16 protein-coding genes are annotated in these 15260 nt (G+C 62.8%); 15 read left to right on the top strand and 1 reads right to left on the bottom strand.

From position 1 onward, the window contains the following. From V7116_RS21955 to V7116_RS21915, 9 genes are all read left to right on the top strand, one after another. Positions 1-584 (top strand): complex I subunit 1/NuoH family protein (locus V7116_RS21955; protein ID WP_324394126.1); only part of this gene is annotated, 584 nt, incomplete at its 5' end. Between the two features lie 82 nt (positions 585-666). Beyond that, a complete protein-coding gene (locus tag V7116_RS21950) occupies positions 667-1272 on the top strand; it encodes an NADH-quinone oxidoreductase subunit J family protein (protein ID WP_324394125.1) in 606 nt (201 codons plus the stop codon). Beyond that, a complete protein-coding gene (gene nuoK / locus V7116_RS21945; protein ID WP_324394124.1) occupies positions 1272-1580 on the top strand; it encodes an NADH-quinone oxidoreductase subunit NuoK in 309 nt (102 codons plus the stop codon). Before V7116_RS21950 ends, nuoK begins: the two co-directional genes overlap by 1 nt. Positions 1581-1615: 35 nt before the next feature. Beyond that, positions 1616-3877, top strand: coding sequence for an NADH-quinone oxidoreductase subunit 5 family protein (locus V7116_RS21940; protein WP_324394123.1), 2262 nt, complete (start codon positions 1616-1618; stop codon positions 3875-3877). 3 nt (positions 3878-3880) lie between these two features. Further along, complete coding sequence (locus V7116_RS21935) at positions 3881-5599, top strand: complex I subunit 4 family protein (protein WP_324394122.1); 1719 nt, start codon at positions 3881-3883, stop codon at positions 5597-5599. A gap of 60 nt (positions 5600-5659) precedes the next feature. Further along, positions 5660-7255: a complex I subunit 4 family protein gene (locus V7116_RS21930; protein WP_324394121.1), complete on the top strand. Its 1596-nt coding sequence runs from the start codon at positions 5660-5662 to the stop codon at positions 7253-7255. 1 nt (position 7256) lies between these two features. Next, a complete protein-coding gene (locus V7116_RS21925; protein ID WP_324394120.1) occupies positions 7257-8780 on the top strand; it encodes an NADH-quinone oxidoreductase subunit N in 1524 nt (507 codons plus the stop codon). Between the two features lie 193 nt (positions 8781-8973). Continuing rightward, positions 8974-9555 carry a nuclear transport factor 2 family protein gene (locus tag V7116_RS21920; protein ID WP_324394119.1) on the top strand — a complete coding sequence of 194 codons (582 nt, stop codon included), beginning with the start codon at positions 8974-8976 and terminating at the stop codon, positions 9553-9555. Between the two features lie 69 nt (positions 9556-9624). Then, positions 9625-9780 carry a hypothetical protein gene (locus V7116_RS21915; protein WP_324394118.1) on the top strand — a complete coding sequence of 52 codons (156 nt, stop codon included), beginning with the start codon at positions 9625-9627 and terminating at the stop codon, positions 9778-9780. Between the two features lie 207 nt (positions 9781-9987). On the opposite strand, the gene trxA is transcribed toward V7116_RS21915, so the two are convergent. Further along, complete coding sequence (gene trxA, locus V7116_RS21910; protein WP_324394117.1) at positions 9988-10692, bottom strand: thioredoxin; 705 nt, start codon at positions 10690-10692, stop codon at positions 9988-9990. Positions 10693-11029: 337 nt separating this feature from the next. Between trxA and V7116_RS21905 the strand changes: the two genes are divergently transcribed. The 6 genes from V7116_RS21905 to V7116_RS21880 form a co-directional block, all read left to right on the top strand. Beyond that, positions 11030-11566 (top strand): AtpZ/AtpI family protein, encoded by a 537-nt coding sequence (locus V7116_RS21905; RefSeq protein ID WP_324394116.1) that lies wholly within the window; start codon positions 11030-11032, stop codon positions 11564-11566. Continuing rightward, on the top strand, positions 11563-12687 hold the full coding sequence (gene atpB, locus V7116_RS21900) for a F0F1 ATP synthase subunit A (protein ID WP_324394115.1): 1125 nt from the start codon (positions 11563-11565) through the stop codon (positions 12685-12687). The genes V7116_RS21905 and atpB overlap by 4 nt, the downstream gene beginning before the upstream one ends. Before the next feature lie 119 nt (positions 12688-12806). Then, positions 12807-13046 (top strand): ATP synthase F0 subunit C, encoded by a 240-nt coding sequence (atpE, locus tag V7116_RS21895; protein WP_238625590.1) that lies wholly within the window; start codon positions 12807-12809, stop codon positions 13044-13046. Positions 13047-13067: 21 nt separating this feature from the next. Beyond that, positions 13068-13769, top strand: coding sequence for a F0F1 ATP synthase subunit B (gene atpF, locus V7116_RS21890; protein WP_324394114.1), 702 nt, complete (start codon positions 13068-13070; stop codon positions 13767-13769). Between the two features lie 82 nt (positions 13770-13851). After that, entirely contained in the window at positions 13852-14799 is a 948-nt protein-coding gene (locus tag V7116_RS21885; protein ID WP_324394113.1) for an aldo/keto reductase, read from the top strand. A 212-nt stretch (positions 14800-15011) separates the two neighbouring features. Next, a partial coding sequence (locus tag V7116_RS21880) for a Mur ligase domain-containing protein (protein ID WP_324394112.1) occupies positions 15012-15260 on the top strand: 249 nt, incomplete at its 3' end.

Genomic DNA, 15260 nt, shown 5'->3' with positions numbered 1-15260 from the left:
GCGCGGGCACGCTGAACCTGAGCGGCATCGTTGAGGCGCAGAACGGCCGGCTCGGCTTCCTCAATAGGTACTTCCTGCCGCTGTTCCCCATGTTCGTCATCTTCTACATCTCGGCCCTGGCCGAGACGAACCGGCCGCCTTTCGACTTGGTCGAGGCGGAGTCGGAGCTGGTGGCGGGCTACATGACCGAATACAGCGGCATGAAGTTCGGCATGTTCTACGTGGGCGAGTTCCTGCACGCGTTCACCTTCAGCGTGCTGACCGCGATTTTCTTCCTGGGCGGCTGGAAAGGCCCCTTCGCTGAAGACGTGCCGCTGCTCGGCCTGATTTACCTGATTGTCAAGGCGATGTTCGCATACTTCGCCATGATGTGGATTCGTATGACGTTCCCGCGCGTGGAAGTTCCTGGTCCCGCTGAGCCTGGGGAATCTGCTGGTGGTGGCGTTCCTGTGGAAGCTGGTCCCCGATACGAACGCGATCAACAGCTTTGGCGACGCGCTGCTGCCGAGCCTGGTGCTGCTGGTGGCGAATGGGCTGATGGCCGCCGGACTGCTGGCTTATCTGCGCGGCGAGGGCCATCGTGAGCGTGAGCGCGTTCAGGCGCGGCTGGTGGCGGTCGATCCCGCCGTGACCGCCGGGTCCGGCGACTAGGAGGGCGGCGAGTAGATGACCTGGGAAGCACTGGGCTTTTTAATCTTTAGCGTCATTACGTTGGGAAGTGGTGCGCTCGTCGTGACGACGCGCAACCTGTTCCACGCGGCGCTGTACCTGATGGTCAGTTTGTTCGGGGTGGCGGGGCTGTTCGTCCTTCTGACCGCGCCGTTCCTGGCTGGGGTCGAGATCATGGTGTACGTCGGCGCGATCGCCATCCTGATCATCTTTGCGATCATGCTCACACCGCAGGTGATGCAGGTGGTCCGCCCGCGCAGCAACCAGTGGATTGCGGCGCTGGTCGCGGCGGTCCTGTTCTTCCTGGTGCTGGTGTCGGTGCTGACGCCGGTCGCCTCGGAGCTGGGCGTCGATAACTGGAGCGCGGGCTTCACGCAGGACGAGCCTGCCGACGTGCCCGCCGATACGCTGACGACGCTGGGCGAGTCGCTGGTGGATAAGGACCTGTACGTGCTGCCGTTCGAAGTGGCCTCGGTGCTGCTGATGGCGGCACTCATCGGCGCGGCGCTGATGGTCCGCCCGGACGAACCCAAGCCGCGCCGCCCGGAAGCCGGTCCCGTGATTGAGCCGGGGCCCGAGCAGGCGACGACAGGAGGCGATTGATGGTTCCGCTGTGGATGTTCCTGGTGGTATCGGCGGCCTTGTTCAGCACCGGGCTGTACGGGGTGCTGGCCCGCCGTAACGCGATTGCAATCCTGATGAGCATCGAACTGATGCTCAACGCCGCGCTGATCAACATCGTCGCGTTCTGGCGCTACCAGGCGCCGGAGAACGTCGGCGGGCAGGTGTTCGCGGCGTTCGTCTTCGTCGTCGCGGCGGCAGAAACCGCCGTTGGCCTGGCGCTCATCATCCTGATCTACCGCCGTCACCAGTCGGTGATCGCGGAAGACATCAACGTGCTCAAGTGGTGAGCGGCCACCTGCGGCAGAAATAGGGGATTTCGCGCATGGATATCAACTGGTTTAGCGCCGATTACCTGCCCTGGCTGATCCTGTTCTTCCCGCTGCTGAGCTTCCTGATCATCGTGCTGTTCACCACGCACAACAAAACGTTGAGCGCGGGAGTGGCCGTGACCGGGATTGTGCTCTCGTGGGTCTTGAGCATGATCGAGTTCGTCAAGGTCGTGTGGGCCTCTGACGTGGAACTGGGGCACGAGGTATTCGGCAGCTCATTTAAGTGGCTGGACGTGGGCGTGACGACGGTGCGCATGGGCGTGCTGGTCGATCCGCTCACGGCTTATATGTTATTGATGGTTCCGCTGGCGTGCGTGCTCATCTTCATTTATTCGATGGGTTACATGCGCGGCGATCCGTACTATTCGCGGTTTTTCGCGTACCTGTCGCTGTTCGCGGGCGCGATGCTCACGCTGGTGCTGGCCGATAACCTGCTGCTGCTGTTCATCGGCTGGGAAGTGATGGGCTTCTGCTCGTACTCGCTGATCGGCTTCTGGTTCCAGAAGAAGAGCGCGTATCAGGCGGGCGTCAAGGCGTTCATGACGACGCGCGTCGCGGACGTGCTGATGCTGGTCGGCATCGGCTACCTGTTCGCGGTGGCCGGGACGTTGAACTTCCGCGACATCCTCTATAACGAGGAAGCGCTGCACCACCTGCTCGAAGTCTCCACGCCGATCATCGGCGGCAACGCGGCGGCGCTCGTCGGCGTGCTGCTGGTCATCGGCACGATCGGCAAGAGCGCGCAGTTCCCGCTGCACGTCTGGCTGCCCGACGCGATGGAAGGCCCGACCCCCGTCAGCGCGATGATCCACGCCGCGACGATGGTGTCCGCCGGTGTGTACATGGTGATCCGCATGTTCCCGCTGCTTTCGGCGGGCGCGGACTTCCACAACGGCGATTTCAGCACGCCGATGGCGCTGATGGCGCTCGTTGGCGGCGCGACCGCGCTCGGCGCGTCGATCTTGGCCGTGGGTCAGAACGACATCAAGCGCATCCTGGCCTATTCGACCATCAGCCAGTTGGGCTTCATGGTCGCGGCGCTGGGCATCGGCGCATGGGTCGCGGCGGCGTTCCACCTTATCAATCACGCCTTCTTCAAGGCGCTGCTGTTCATGGCCTCCGGTATCGTCATTCACGCCATGGAGCACGGCGAGCACCACGCGCATGAGCACGGCGATCACGAGCACCTGCCGGAGCCGCCGGACGGGCTGCAGGCCGATTACGTCGCGCCCGCCAACGACATCCGGCGCATGGGCGGCCTGATCGACCGCATCCCCGTCACTGCGATCACGATGGCGATCGGCGGCCTGTCGCTGGCCGGGTTCCCCTTCCTGACCGCCGGGTTCTGGTCGAAGGACGAGATCATCGCGGATGCGTGGCACGGCACGACCGAAGGCTTCCCGCTCGCGCTGTTCGTGCTGATCATGCTGGTGCTGGCGGCGTTCCTGACCGCCTTCTACACCGCGCGCATGTGGTTCATGGCCTTCTGGGGCGCGCCGCGCACCGCCTCGGCACGCTTCGCCGGGATCGGGTCGTTCCGCAACCGCTGGGTGCACTCGCGCTGGGCAGCGGCCCGCCGCCTCGAAGAAGAAGCGGTCAGCCCGCAGGATCACAGGTCGTTCATGCTGATGGAACTGCCGCTGATCGTGCTGGCGTTTTTCGCCATCTTCGCGGGCTTCATCGGCGTGCACCCGGACTTCCCGCTGCTGGGGCTGCTGGATAACCCGCTGCACCACTTCATCGCGCCGACGCTGCTGGAAGAACCGCATACGCTGCCGCTCGACGGGCTGCCGGTGCTGCTCAGCATCCTGATCGCGCTCGGCGGGCTGACGCTCGGCTGGTGGCTCTACGGCCAGCGTCCGCTGAAGGCCGAAGACGCCGATCCGACCGAAAAGGCGCTGGGGCCGGGCATCTGGACCGCGCTGCAAAACCGCTTCTACATCGACGCGCTGTACCGGCAGTACATGGTCCAACCGGCGGAGAAGTTCGCGGCGGTCATGGTGCAGGCGGTCGATAAGGAAACCATCGACGGCATTCTCGACACCATCGGGGAGATGGCGACCGGGACGGGCGAACTCTTCAAACGCTTCAACACGGTGGTCATCGACGGCGTGGGCGACGGCATCCCTCGCGCGATTGCACGCGGCGCGCGTGAATTCCGCGAAATCCAGTCCGGGCGCATCCAGCAGTACCTGCTGTACGTCGTGATCGCGCTGCTCGTGATCAGCACGCTGCTGCTGTACCAGGCGAGGTAAACGATGCAGGACTTTCTTTCTGATAACTTCCTGGCGGTGCTCACGCTGCTGCCGCTGTTGGGCGCGGTGCTCGTGTTCGTGCTGCCGCGCGGCTACGAGCGCTGGGCGCGGTGGCTGACGCTGGGCCTCAGCCTGGTGATGGCGGCGCTGACGATCTATATCTTCATCGACGTGCAGAACAACCCGCTGGCGAAAGGCGAATGGGCCTTCGAGTCACAGGCTGAGTGGTTCCCGCTGCTCAACTCGACGTGGCACGTGGGCGTGGACGGGCTGAGCGCAGCCATGATCCTGCTGACGGGGCTGCTGGTCCCGCTGGCGGTGCTGATCTCGTTCGAGGTCGAGGAAAACGTGCAGGCGCACATGGCGCTGTACCTGTTCCTCGAAGCGGGCATGCTCGGCGTGTTCGTCGCGCTGGACCTGATCGTGTTCTTCCTGTTCTGGGAGATCGGCCTCGTGCCGATGTACTTCCTGATCTTCCTGTGGGGCGGGGAGAACCGGCGCTACGCCGCGAATAAGTTCTTCCTGTACACCATGGGCGGCTCGCTGGGCCTGCTGCTGGCGATCCAGGGCGTCGGGATCACGTTGGGCAGCTTCGACATTCCCAACGCCATCGCGCAGTGGCCGGCGACTGAGCTTGCAACGCATAAGTTGTGGATTTTTGTCTGGGACGGAAAATACTTCGCACTGCTCGGCTTTGCGATTGCGTTCATGATCAAGATGCCCGTGTGGCCGTTCCACACGTGGCTGCCCGACGCGCATACCGAAGCGCCGACCGGCGGCTCGATGCTGCTGGCGGGCGTGCTGCTGAAGCTGGGCGCGTACGGGTTCCTGCGGCTGGCGATCCCGCTCTTCCCCGAAGAATGGATCGTGCAGCGCTCGTTGTTCAACGTGCTTGACTATAACCTCGTGGACGTGATCGGCCTGCTGGCGGTGATCGGCATCATCATGGGCGCGCTGGCGGCGTGGGCGCAGGACGACTTCAAGCGGCTGGTGGCCTACAGCTCCGTGAACCACATGGGTTTCGTGGTGCTGGGGCTGGCGATTGCGGCGATGATGTACGGCGTCAGCTATGCCGAACAACAGCGTCATTTCGGGCTGCTTGGCCCGGCGCTCGGCATCGAGCAAGCCGAGGGGCAGTCGTGGGAGCAGAGCGTCACGGCGGCTTACCCGGCGGAACGGTTCGAAAGCGATCAAGCTAACGCCGTCTCCGCGATGAACGGCGCGGTGCTGCAAATGTTCATGCACGGCCTGACCAGCGCGGGCATGTTCCTGCTGGTCGGTGCGCTGTATCACAAGGCCCACACGCGCGACCTGAGACGGTTCGGCGGGCTGTGGCCCATCGTGCCCGTCTTCGGCGCGATTCTGATCTTCGTCAGCATGGGCAACCTGGGTCTGCCGGGCTTCGGCGGTTTCGTGGCCGAGTTCCTGGTGGTGTCCGGCGCGTTCCAGATGTACCCGATCTACGTCTTCCTGGCGATGTTCGGGCTGCTGGTCACGGGGATCTTCGTGCTCAAGGGCATTCAGAAGGTGCTGCACGGTCCCGTCAACGAGGAATGGGTCGAATATGACCGCACCGAGCACAAGCTGGAAATCAACGTGCGCGAGGTGGTAGCGATCGTTCCGCTGATGGTGCTGATGCTGGTGACGGGGCTGTATCCCAACTGGATCATGCCGGTGATCAACAGCGGCGTGAGCCATTTCTTGGGCTTGTTAGGCGGCTGATCGAGGCATACGCGGCAACAACAGGGGGGACTTCTCCTGTGAACGAGGAGGCCGACTTTTATGGATAGAGTTTTTAGCGGTGTCTTGACCGGCATCCTGCTTTTGCCGGTGATCGGCGCGGTGCTCATTCTGCTGCTCAAAAAAGAGTCGAAGGAGCAGGCGCGGATCATCGCGGCGGTGATTATGGGCGTGTGCTTGCTGCTCTCGCTCGGCGTGTTCTTCGGGTTCGATACCGATGCCGCCAACGCTGCTGCCGCCAACGGGCAGACGTATTTTGCCTTTGAAGACAACATCCCGTGGATCGAGTCAATCGGCGTGAGCTGGCATCTGGGCGTGGACGGCATCAGCGCACCGATGCTGCTGCTGACGTCCATTGCGGGCTTCGCGGGCGTGCTGATCTCCTGGGGTATCGAAGATCGCACCCGCGAGTTTATGGCGTTTTTCCTGCTGCTGGTGGCGGGCGTTTACGGCGTGTTTTTGGCCGTGGACCTGTTCGTGCTGTTCTTCTTCTACGAACTCGCCATCTTCCCGATGTATTTCCTGATCGTCATCTGGGGGTGGGCGCAGACGCGCGAGTATGCCGCCATGAAGCTGACGCTCTACATTCTGATCGGCTCCATTGTGGCGCTGGTCGGCGTGCTGGTGCTCTACTTCAAGGCGGGGCAGGCGACCGGGATCTACAGCTTCGACTTCGTGGACCTGCAGGCGGCGACCAAAGCGGGCGTGTTCGATACGTCGTTCATCGGCGGGGCGAGCGTCGCCAAGGTATGGTTCCCGGCGATCTTCATCGGTTTCGGCGTGCTGGCGGGCGTGTTCCCGTTCCACAACTGGAGCCCTGACGGTCACGTGGCCGCGCCGACCGCCGTCTCGATGATCCACGCGGGCGTGCTGATGAAGCTCGGCGCGTTCGCGGCGCTACGGGTCGGCGTGGAACTGCTGCCCGAAGGCGCGAAGGTGCACCTGCCCTGGATCATCTTCCTGACGCTGATCAACGTGGTGTACGGCGCGTTTATCGCCTTCCGCCAGCGCGACTTCAAATACGTCATCGGCTTCAGCTCGGTGAGCCACATGGGGCTGGTGAGCATGGGCTTCGCCACCATGAATGTGACCGGCATGACCGGCGCGGGGCTGCAAATGTTCAGCCACGGCGTGATGACGGCCCTGTTCTTCGCCTGCGTCGGTATGGTGTACGACCGGGCGCACACGCGTGACATCCCCAGCCTGAGCGGCTTCGCCCAGAAGCTGCCGCTGGTGGCGCTGGCCTTCATGGTCGGCGGCTTCGCCAGCATGGGTATGCCGGGCCTCAGCGGCTTCATCGCAGAGTTCCCGATCTTCACGGGCCTGTGGGGTCGTCCCGCGTTCACGCCGGACAGCAGCGGCTGGTTCGGCTCGTTCGACTACTACGGCGCGATCGCTATCGTCGCTGCGCTGGGCATCATCGTCACGGCGGCGTACATCCTGCGTGTCGTCGGACAGGTCTTCTTCGGCCCGTTCGACGAAGAGCGCTATCCCCACATCACGCCGATCAAAGTGTATGACAAGATCGCGTTGGGGCTGCTGGTATTCTGGATTATTGCGATTGGCGTTTATCCCCGGCTGATGCAGCCAATGATCGAGTCCGGGATCAAGCCGATCGTATCGATGTTGGGAGGGTAACGTGAGCTTCTCGACGGATACCCAGGCGGCACTGATCGCCATCCTCCCCGAACTGCTCATGACCGTGCTGGCGCTGGTGATGCTGGCGCTGGACGTCCTGTGGCCGGAGGAACGGCGGCGCGATCTCGGTTATGTGGCGGGGTTCGGCCTGTTGGCGGTAGCGGCTGCCGTGTTTGCCATCGGCGGGCCGCAGAAGGGCGGCCTGCAAGATCAGCTCGTGCTGGGCGGCATGATCCGCCACGACGAGCTGGCGCAGATCTTCCGCGTCATGGTCATCGTCGCGGGCGGGCTGAGCTGCCTGATCAGTATGGGCGTGTTGGGGCTGCGCGCGCGCGGCGACTACTACGCGATCCTGATCTCATCGGTGATCGGGGCCAGCCTGATGAGCGCTGCCGCCGACCTGATCATGGTCTTCCTGGCGCTGGAAATGACCTCCATCACGCTGTACATGCTGGCGGGCTACCTGCGCGACGACGACCGCAGCGCCGAAGCGGGCCTGAAATACTTCCTGTTCGGCGCGTTCGCCTCTGCGATCAACCTCTACGGCCTGAGCCTGCTGTTTGGACTCACCGGGCACACGAATATCTACATGATCGGGCAAATGTTGGCGACGGGCGGCTTCAATAACCCGCCGGTCGTGCTGGCGCTGGGCCTGATCATGGTCGGGCTGGGCTTCAAGATCAGCGCCGTGCCGTTCCACTTCTGGACGCCGGACGTCTACGAAGGCGCGCCGACGCCGATCACCGCGCTGCTCAGCACGGCGAGCAAGGCCGCGAGCTTCGGCCTGCTGGTCCGCCTGCTGCTGGCGGTGTTCCCGCCCGCCGATCTGGTGGCGGCGGTCGATGGTGTGAAGGACTTCAGCGCCTACTGGGTACAGTTGATCGCGGTGCTGTCGGTGGTGACGATGACGCTGGGCAACCTGCTGGCGTTGGTGCAGACCAACATCAAGCGCCTGCTGGCCTATTCGTCCATCGCGCACGCGGGCTACATCCTGATCGGAGTAGCGGCGATCTCGACCGACCGCACCGGCGACGGCGTAGCCTCGGTGGCGTTCTACCTGTTCATGTACGTGCTGACGAATATCCTGGCCTTCGGCGTGGTGATCCTGTTCGCCAACGCGACGGGCAGCGAGCAGATCCGCGATCTGGCGGGCTTCAGCCGCCGCAATCCGTGGCTGGCGCTGGCGATGACGCTCGCGCTGCTGAGTCTGGCGGGCATTCCCCCGGCGGCTGGCTTCGTAGCCAAGTTCTTCCTGTTCCGCGCGGCGGTCAACTCGGACCTGACGTGGCTGGCGCTGATCGGCGTGATCAACGCGATCATCAGCCTGTACTACTACCTGATCGTGGTCAAGGTGATGTACATGGACCGCAGCGCCGACGAAGACAACCCGATCCCGGTCGGCGCGCCGTACGGCTGGGCGTTGGGCCTGTCGGTAGCGGGCGTGCTGCTGTTCGGCACGGTGGCGATTACACCGCTGCTGAACTGGGCGACGGATGCCGCGCACGCGCTCTATCTGATGTTCTAGCGGCGGCTTGACGTGATGTGTGAAGCGGGGCGCTCCGGTCGTGGAACGTCCCGCTTTTGTGTGCGCCGGAAGCGATTTTTACCCTTTTGCGTTGTCGCGGGCATTGAGAAAACGTTATTGCGCAAGATGCCGGACGATGTATAGTTTGTATGGCAGTGCAGGCAACCACGGCGAGAGATTTTAAGGACAAACGATGACTCAGGCCCATTTGACGGGCGGTGACCCGGTTTCGGCGGTGCGCGCCGTTTTGCAGCGCTATCAGGACGGCTACACGCGGCGTGATCCTGACGCGCTCGACGCATTTTTGTCGGCGCTGTTCGTGCCGGACGAGGAGCTGCTGGTGATCGGCACGGGGGCGGGGGAGTGGTGCTACGGCCCCGCCGAAGTGCGCTCGCTGATCGAGTCGGATTGGCTGCAGTGGGGCGATGTCGAGCTGGACGTTCATGGCGCGGTGATCAATGTGCTGGATGATGTCGCCTGGGTGGCGACGCAGGGCGCGGTCGCCAGTGTGATCAGCGAGGACGCCTTTTACCAGTCTTTTCTCAACGGCGTGTTCGAGCATCTGGGCAGCACCACGCTGTCTCCACAGGCTAAAGTGCTCGAAATCGCGCGCGGCGTGACGAACGTGCTGTTCGAGACCGCCCACGGCGAAACGTATATCTGGCCCTTCCGGTTTACGGCGGTGTTGGTACGCCGGAACAGCCGCTGGTTGTTCCACCAGATCCAGTTCTCATTCCCCACAACTCGTGTGCCCGATTTGCGTATGGTTGAATAGGACACGTTCGTGTTTGCATGTGCGGTGCGCGTCCGCACATGAAACGTTCACTTTAGGGGAGGAACCACCATGTCCGAAACCAAGCAGCACCCATGTGAGACGTGTAAGCTTCGTGCCGAAGCGGAAGCCAATCCGAAGACGTTCAAGGCGCGGCTGTGGCGCTGGCACACCAAGATCTGCCCCGGCTGGAAGTCGTACCAGCGCAGCCTCGCGCAGCCCAAATAGCACCCGGATCGCACGCTGGTGTAGACCCCACGCGGGCAGGTCGGTCGACGGCCTGCCCGTTTTTCGTGATGTACGAAATGGGTGGGTTTTGGTAGGGGCGTATCGCAATACGCCCCTACGGGGCTCGATCGTTCAACGCCAAACAAAAAAACGGGGCGAGTCACAGACCCGCCCCGTCATAGATTCGGTGATATTTCGCCGCTGCAGTTAATGCACCGCCAGCACGGATTGCAGCCGCTGGCGCAGCGCGGGTTCCGGCGCGGCCCCCACGACGCGATCCACGATCTTGCCGTCGCGGAACACCAGCAGCGTCGGGATGCTGCGCACGTTGAACTGGGACGAAGTGCGCGGGTTTTCGTCCACGTTGACCTTGGCGATCTTCATCTGGCCCGCGTATTCCTTCGCCAGTTTTTCGAGCACGGGCGCGATCATGCGGCAGGGGGTGCACCACGGCGCCCACAGATCGACCACGACCGGCAGATCGCTGTTCACGACTTCCGCCTGGAACGTCGCGTCGGTTACCACAACGGGCTTGCCGGACGCGGCGGCGGCCTGTGCGCGGACCGGCTCCAGCTCGACAGGGCGCGATCCCCGGCCCAGCAGGTAGTCCACGTGCGCGCGGAAGCTCGACGGGGTGATCACGGCGGCGCGATCGGTTTCTTGGCCGTCGCGGTAGCCGATCAGCGCGGGCAGGGGGCCGCTGTTCTGGGCGGCAGCGCGCGGATTGGCCTGCGCGTCCAGCCTGGCGACCAGGAGCTGTCCGGCATCGGCCTTCGCCACCTGGCGTAGCGCCTCGTCCAGCGCGGCGTCCAAACTGCCGGAATACAGCACGAGCGCCACCGGCAGCCCGCTGTTAAGCACTCGATCGATGCTTTGGTCGTTGGTATTGAGCGGCATGTCGAAGCGTGCCATAGCTAATTTGCTCCTCGTTTCACCGGTTCTGCGGTAAAATTCCGCGTGGGTGTCGAATCTGAAGATATTCACACTGGTTAGATGAGCCATAAACGCGTATAGTTGTGTCGTCGTCGTTTAATCTGTATTAGAATTATTGAACGATGGCTCGTTGAAGCTGCACAATAACGCGTGCTAGAACCATATTTTTGATTATGTTTTTTTGACAAACTACCTTGCGTCTGTTACGATTGTGCATTAAAGCACAGAATGACCATAATAATTGTCACGGGGACTACCATCGCGCCATCTCTGTGCCAGATTTTTCCCCGGTCGACGTGCATCAGGATAGCCAGCGATGCAGCTCAGGCGTACGCCCGCAAGCACGCGGCAGGTCGCACTCCAAACAGTAGCCGGTGAACCCGGCTGTGCGGCATTGATCGTCGTGTTGATCGCGGGTGGCGTCGGGATGCTGATCGATTTTCAGGTCACCCACCTTCACCCGGCTTTTAGCGTGGCGCTGTTTTTGGGCAGCGTCCCTTTCGCCCTGTACTGGGCACTGCGCAGGACGATTAAGATGGACCGTAATCCGCAAGCTCAGTACGTGCGGAATCTGACGCTGGCTGCCATTGCCGGTCAGGCTGGCTGTTCGTCGGTCGTGATGATTTTCCTCGCGTTGTTTGCCGGCCTGTTTCTTGATGCCAAGTTTGATACTCATCCGGTCTTAACCATCGGGTTGGTACTGATTGCTATCCCGGTGAGCTTATATGTGATGGTTCGGTTGCTGCTGTCTTCGGTAGGTGCGATCCAAACTGCGCCACCTGGCACGCGTCAGGCCCCCGGATCGTCCCCCACAACGGCGAAATCATCTGGCACAAAGGAGAATGAAACTTGAAAGGAGTCCTGATATTTTTTGGCATCGTCATCGCAAGTGTGCTGTTTTGCGGTGTAGTGCCCTTTATGCTCCTGCCCGGTGCAGGGATCGGTATGGCGCTGCCGGTGATCTCGGTCCCCGGTGAAGTGCTGACCGAGAACTTCCTCGGCACCGGCATCACCTTGACCAATACTGTGGTCGGCACCGTGCTGGCCGATATCCTGGTGCTGCTGTTTGCCTTCGGCGCGACGCGCAAGATGTCGCTGATCCCGGGGCGGCTCCAGGGGCTGTTCGAGGTGCTGACGAGCGCGCTGTACAGTCTGGCGAAGCAGTCTGCCGGGCGCAACGCGCGCAAGCTGTTCCCGCTGATGGCGACGATTTTCCTGTTCCTGATCACCGCCAACTGGCTGGAACTCATCCCCGGCGTGGACAGCGTCGGCCTGATGCACTGCGCGGAATCGGGCTTTAGCGGCTACGAGCGGAACGGTGCGGTCCTCAAGGTAGATGAGGCGCTGTACAGCGGTGAGCGCGCGACGGAAGCCGACTATGAAGCGTGTCACGCTGCCGAAGAAGGCCATGGCGAAGAAGTGATCGCGGAAGGGTCCGAAGTGGAAGGTGAGGTTCCGGCGGAAGCCGAAGCCGACGTGCCGACCGATCGCCCGGTGCGAGACGACATCTACGTCGTGACGCCGTTCGTGCGTGCGGCGGCGACCGACCTCAACCTGACGATGGGGTTGGCTCTGATCGCGTTTGTCGCTATCCAATACTTTGGTGTGAAATCGCTGGGCCCCAAGTACTTCGCCAAGTTCATCAACACGCCAGCGCTCGAAAACGCGGGCAAGCGCCCGATGGGCGTGATGGACTTTGTCGTCGGCCTGCTGGAAACCATCTCTGAGTTCGCTAAAATTCTCAGCTTTGGCTTCCGTCTTTTCGGCAATATCTTCGCGGGCCAGGTGCTGTTGTTCGTGATGGCATTCCTGGCGGCGTTCCTGCTGCCGGTGGTCTTCTACGGCTTCGAGTTATTCGTCGGCGCGATCCAGGCGTTCGTGTTCGGGATGCTGCTGCTGGTGTTTGGCTCGATGGCGATGGAAGGGCACGAGTCCCACGAAGAAGGCGACCTGCTGGAGCAGGAAATCGAGTAAGCAAATGCCGGAAGGACGTCCTCGATGCACTTTGAGGACGGGGAAGCCGGTTTATCGAAACGCATGTAGAGCGAACAACGCAGGCATTTTAACTACCGAACAAACCAGGAGGACTCTTCATGATTACTGGCGACCTTATGGAAGCGGCACGGGCGATTGGCGCCGGCCTGGCTATCATCGGCGTGATTGGGCCTGGCATCGGCATCGGTCTGGTTGTCCAGGGCGCGCTGACCGCGCTTGGACGCAACCCCGACGCATCCGGTCAGATCACCACGAACATGATCTTGGGTATCGCGTTTGCTGAGGCCGTGGCTATTTACGCCCTGGTCGTTGCCCTGATCATTCTGTTCGTGCTCTAGCCGAGGGTGAGAGGATAGAGCATGGACGCATTAGGTATTAACCTGGGATTTTTGCTCGCGCAGATTTTCAACTTTCTGCTGATCTTCTTCCTGCTGGCACGGGGTGTCTGGCCCAAAGTGCTGAATATGCTCGACGAGCGCGAAGAGAAGATCAAGCGGGGACTCGAAGACGCGCGGGCGGCGGAAGATGCGCGGGCAAATGCAGAGCGCGAGCGCGAGCAGCTGCTCGCCGGGGCGCGTGCCGACAGCCAGCGTATTCTTGACGAAGCACGTCAGCGTGGTGAAGAGCAGGCCCGTGCGATTCTGCGTGACGCGCAGCACGAGGCCGAGGATCGCCGTGCCCAGGCGCACGCGCAGGCCGAGGAAGAGCGCAACCGCATCCTGGCCGAATCGCGCGAGCAGATTGTGGCGCTGGCGATGGCCGCTGCCGAGCGCGTGCTGGGCACGTCGCTGGACGCCGCGCAGCAGCGCACGGCAATCAAGCGCTTCTTCACCGAAGCCCCGGCGGAAGCGCGCGGGCTGGGCCAGCACGTCGAAGTGACCAGCGCTCTGCCGCTGACCGACGACGAGCAGCAGCAGGTCCGCCAGCTTACCGGCGCCTCCGAAGTGGACTTCCAGGTCAACCCGGGCATTCTGGGCGGTCTGGTCCTGCGCTCTGGCGACAAGGTCGTGGACGGCAGCGTGCGCGGCGATATGACGGCTCTGGCGGCACGGCTGCGCTAGACTGTATCCAGCAAGGCGATACAATAAACGCCAGCGGTCACCGACCTCTGGCGTTTTTTGCTTCTTTGAGAAGGAGAAAAAAATGAAAACATATCCATTAGGCGGGACGGGCGTCGAAGTCAGCGCGATGTGCCTAGGCGCGATGTATTTTGGGACGCGTAACGACCGGGAATCGTCGTTCGCGCTGCTCGACCAGTACGTGGAGGCGGGCGGCTCGTTCATCGACACGGCCAACATTTACGCGCACTGGGTCGAGGGTTTCCAGGGCGGTGAAAGCGAGATGTTACTGGGCGAATGGATGCGCGAGCGCGGCAACCGCAGCGACCTGTTCCTCGCCAGCAAGGTCGGTTTTGCGCTGCCGGGCGTCGAGCAGGGGCTGCGCGCGTGGCAGATCGAAGCCGAGTGCGACAAGAGCCTGCGCAAGCTGGGTGTGGACATCATCGACCTGTACTACGCGCACGTAGACGACCGCAGCACGCCGCAGGAGGAATCGCTGGAAGCGTTCGCGCGGCTGCATCAGGCGGGCAAGGTGCGGTTTATCGGCGCGAGCAATTTCCGCGCGTGGCGGCTGGAGCAGGCGCACGCCATCAGCGCGGCGAACGGCTGGCCGGACTACTGCTGTTTGCAGCAGCGCTACACCTATCTGCGGCCCAAGCACGATTCGAAGTTCGGCGGGCAGGTGGCCGTCAACGAGGATCTGCTGGACTACCTGCGCACGCGGCGCGACGATTTCACGCTGCTGGCCTATTCGCCGCTGCTGAGCGGCGCGTACACCCGCGACGATCGCCCCCTGCCGGAGCAGTACGTCGGCGCGGACAGTGAGGCGCGCTTGGCGGCGCTGCGCGAGGTCGCGGCGGCGCACGACGCGACGCTGAATCAGGTCGTGCTGGCCTGGATGCTGCACAGCGATCCGGTGGTGCTGCCGGTGATGGCGGCCAGCACGTCCGAGCAGATGGCGGAAAATCTCGCCGCGCTCGATCTGGCGCTGTCGCCGGACGAAATGGCGCGCCTGAACACCGCGAAGGCGTAAAATCGCACGGGTTTTCCGTAGGGGCAATTCATGAATTGCCCCTAGGCATGGGCGTCTTTGCTGGGAAACCGGGTTTTGTAGGGGCGTATAGCTATACGCCCCTACTGCGCCCCCGTGTATTTGCCGCTTTTTATGGCCCGCGTCGTCCGGCGCGTTACAATGTGAGCGGTGATGCAGCGACGACTCGCAAGGAAACAACCGAGGCAGCAGCTATGAAATTCAGCGAACTCGCGGCAGCCGCGCCCAACCTGATCGTCGGGCCGGATCGGGACGCCGAGATCACCGCGCCGGTCACGGAGAGCGCCCAGGCGGTACAGCCGGGCGGCGTGTTTCTGGCGCGCCCCGGCGCGTCCGTGGATGGCCACGACCTGATCGCGCAGGCGGTCGAGCGCGGCGCTGCGGCGGTGATCGGGGAGCGCGCGCCGGATCAGGTGGCGTGCCCCGTGCCATACGCGCAGGTG

Origin of the sequence: Aggregatilinea sp. (assembly GCF_036822615.1) — a bacterium.
Classification (GTDB): Bacteria; Chloroflexota; Anaerolineae; order Aggregatilineales; family Aggregatilineaceae; genus Aggregatilinea.
The sequence above is the reverse complement of the archived record's forward strand: the minus strand, read 5'-3'. Positions and strand labels throughout refer to the sequence as shown.

What these genes read in the sequence shown, in the direction of transcription:
- V7116_RS21950 (WP_324394125.1), top strand. Translation starts at nt 667, where the DNA reads ATGACCTGGGAAGCACTGGGCTTTTTAATCTTTAGCGTCATTACGTTG.
- nuoK (WP_324394124.1), top strand. Translation starts at nt 1,272, where the DNA reads ATGGTTCCGCTGTGGATGTTCCTGGTGGTATCGGCGGCCTTGTTCAGC.
- V7116_RS21940 (WP_324394123.1), top strand. Translation starts at nt 1,616, where the DNA reads ATGGATATCAACTGGTTTAGCGCCGATTACCTGCCCTGGCTGATCCTG.
- V7116_RS21935 (WP_324394122.1), top strand. Translation starts at nt 3,881, where the DNA reads ATGCAGGACTTTCTTTCTGATAACTTCCTGGCGGTGCTCACGCTGCTG.
- V7116_RS21930 (WP_324394121.1), top strand. Translation starts at nt 5,660, where the DNA reads ATGGATAGAGTTTTTAGCGGTGTCTTGACCGGCATCCTGCTTTTGCCG.
- V7116_RS21920 (WP_324394119.1), top strand. Translation starts at nt 8,974, where the DNA reads ATGACTCAGGCCCATTTGACGGGCGGTGACCCGGTTTCGGCGGTGCGC.
- V7116_RS21915 (WP_324394118.1), top strand. Translation starts at nt 9,625, where the DNA reads ATGTCCGAAACCAAGCAGCACCCATGTGAGACGTGTAAGCTTCGTGCC.
- trxA (WP_324394117.1), bottom strand. Translation starts at nt 10,692, where the DNA reads ATGGCACGCTTCGACATGCCGCTCAATACCAACGACCAAAGCATCGAT.
- V7116_RS21905 (WP_324394116.1), top strand. Translation starts at nt 11,030, where the DNA reads ATGCAGCTCAGGCGTACGCCCGCAAGCACGCGGCAGGTCGCACTCCAA.
- atpE (WP_238625590.1), top strand. Translation starts at nt 12,807, where the DNA reads ATGATTACTGGCGACCTTATGGAAGCGGCACGGGCGATTGGCGCCGGC.
- atpF (WP_324394114.1), top strand. Translation starts at nt 13,068, where the DNA reads ATGGACGCATTAGGTATTAACCTGGGATTTTTGCTCGCGCAGATTTTC.
- V7116_RS21885 (WP_324394113.1), top strand. Translation starts at nt 13,852, where the DNA reads ATGAAAACATATCCATTAGGCGGGACGGGCGTCGAAGTCAGCGCGATG.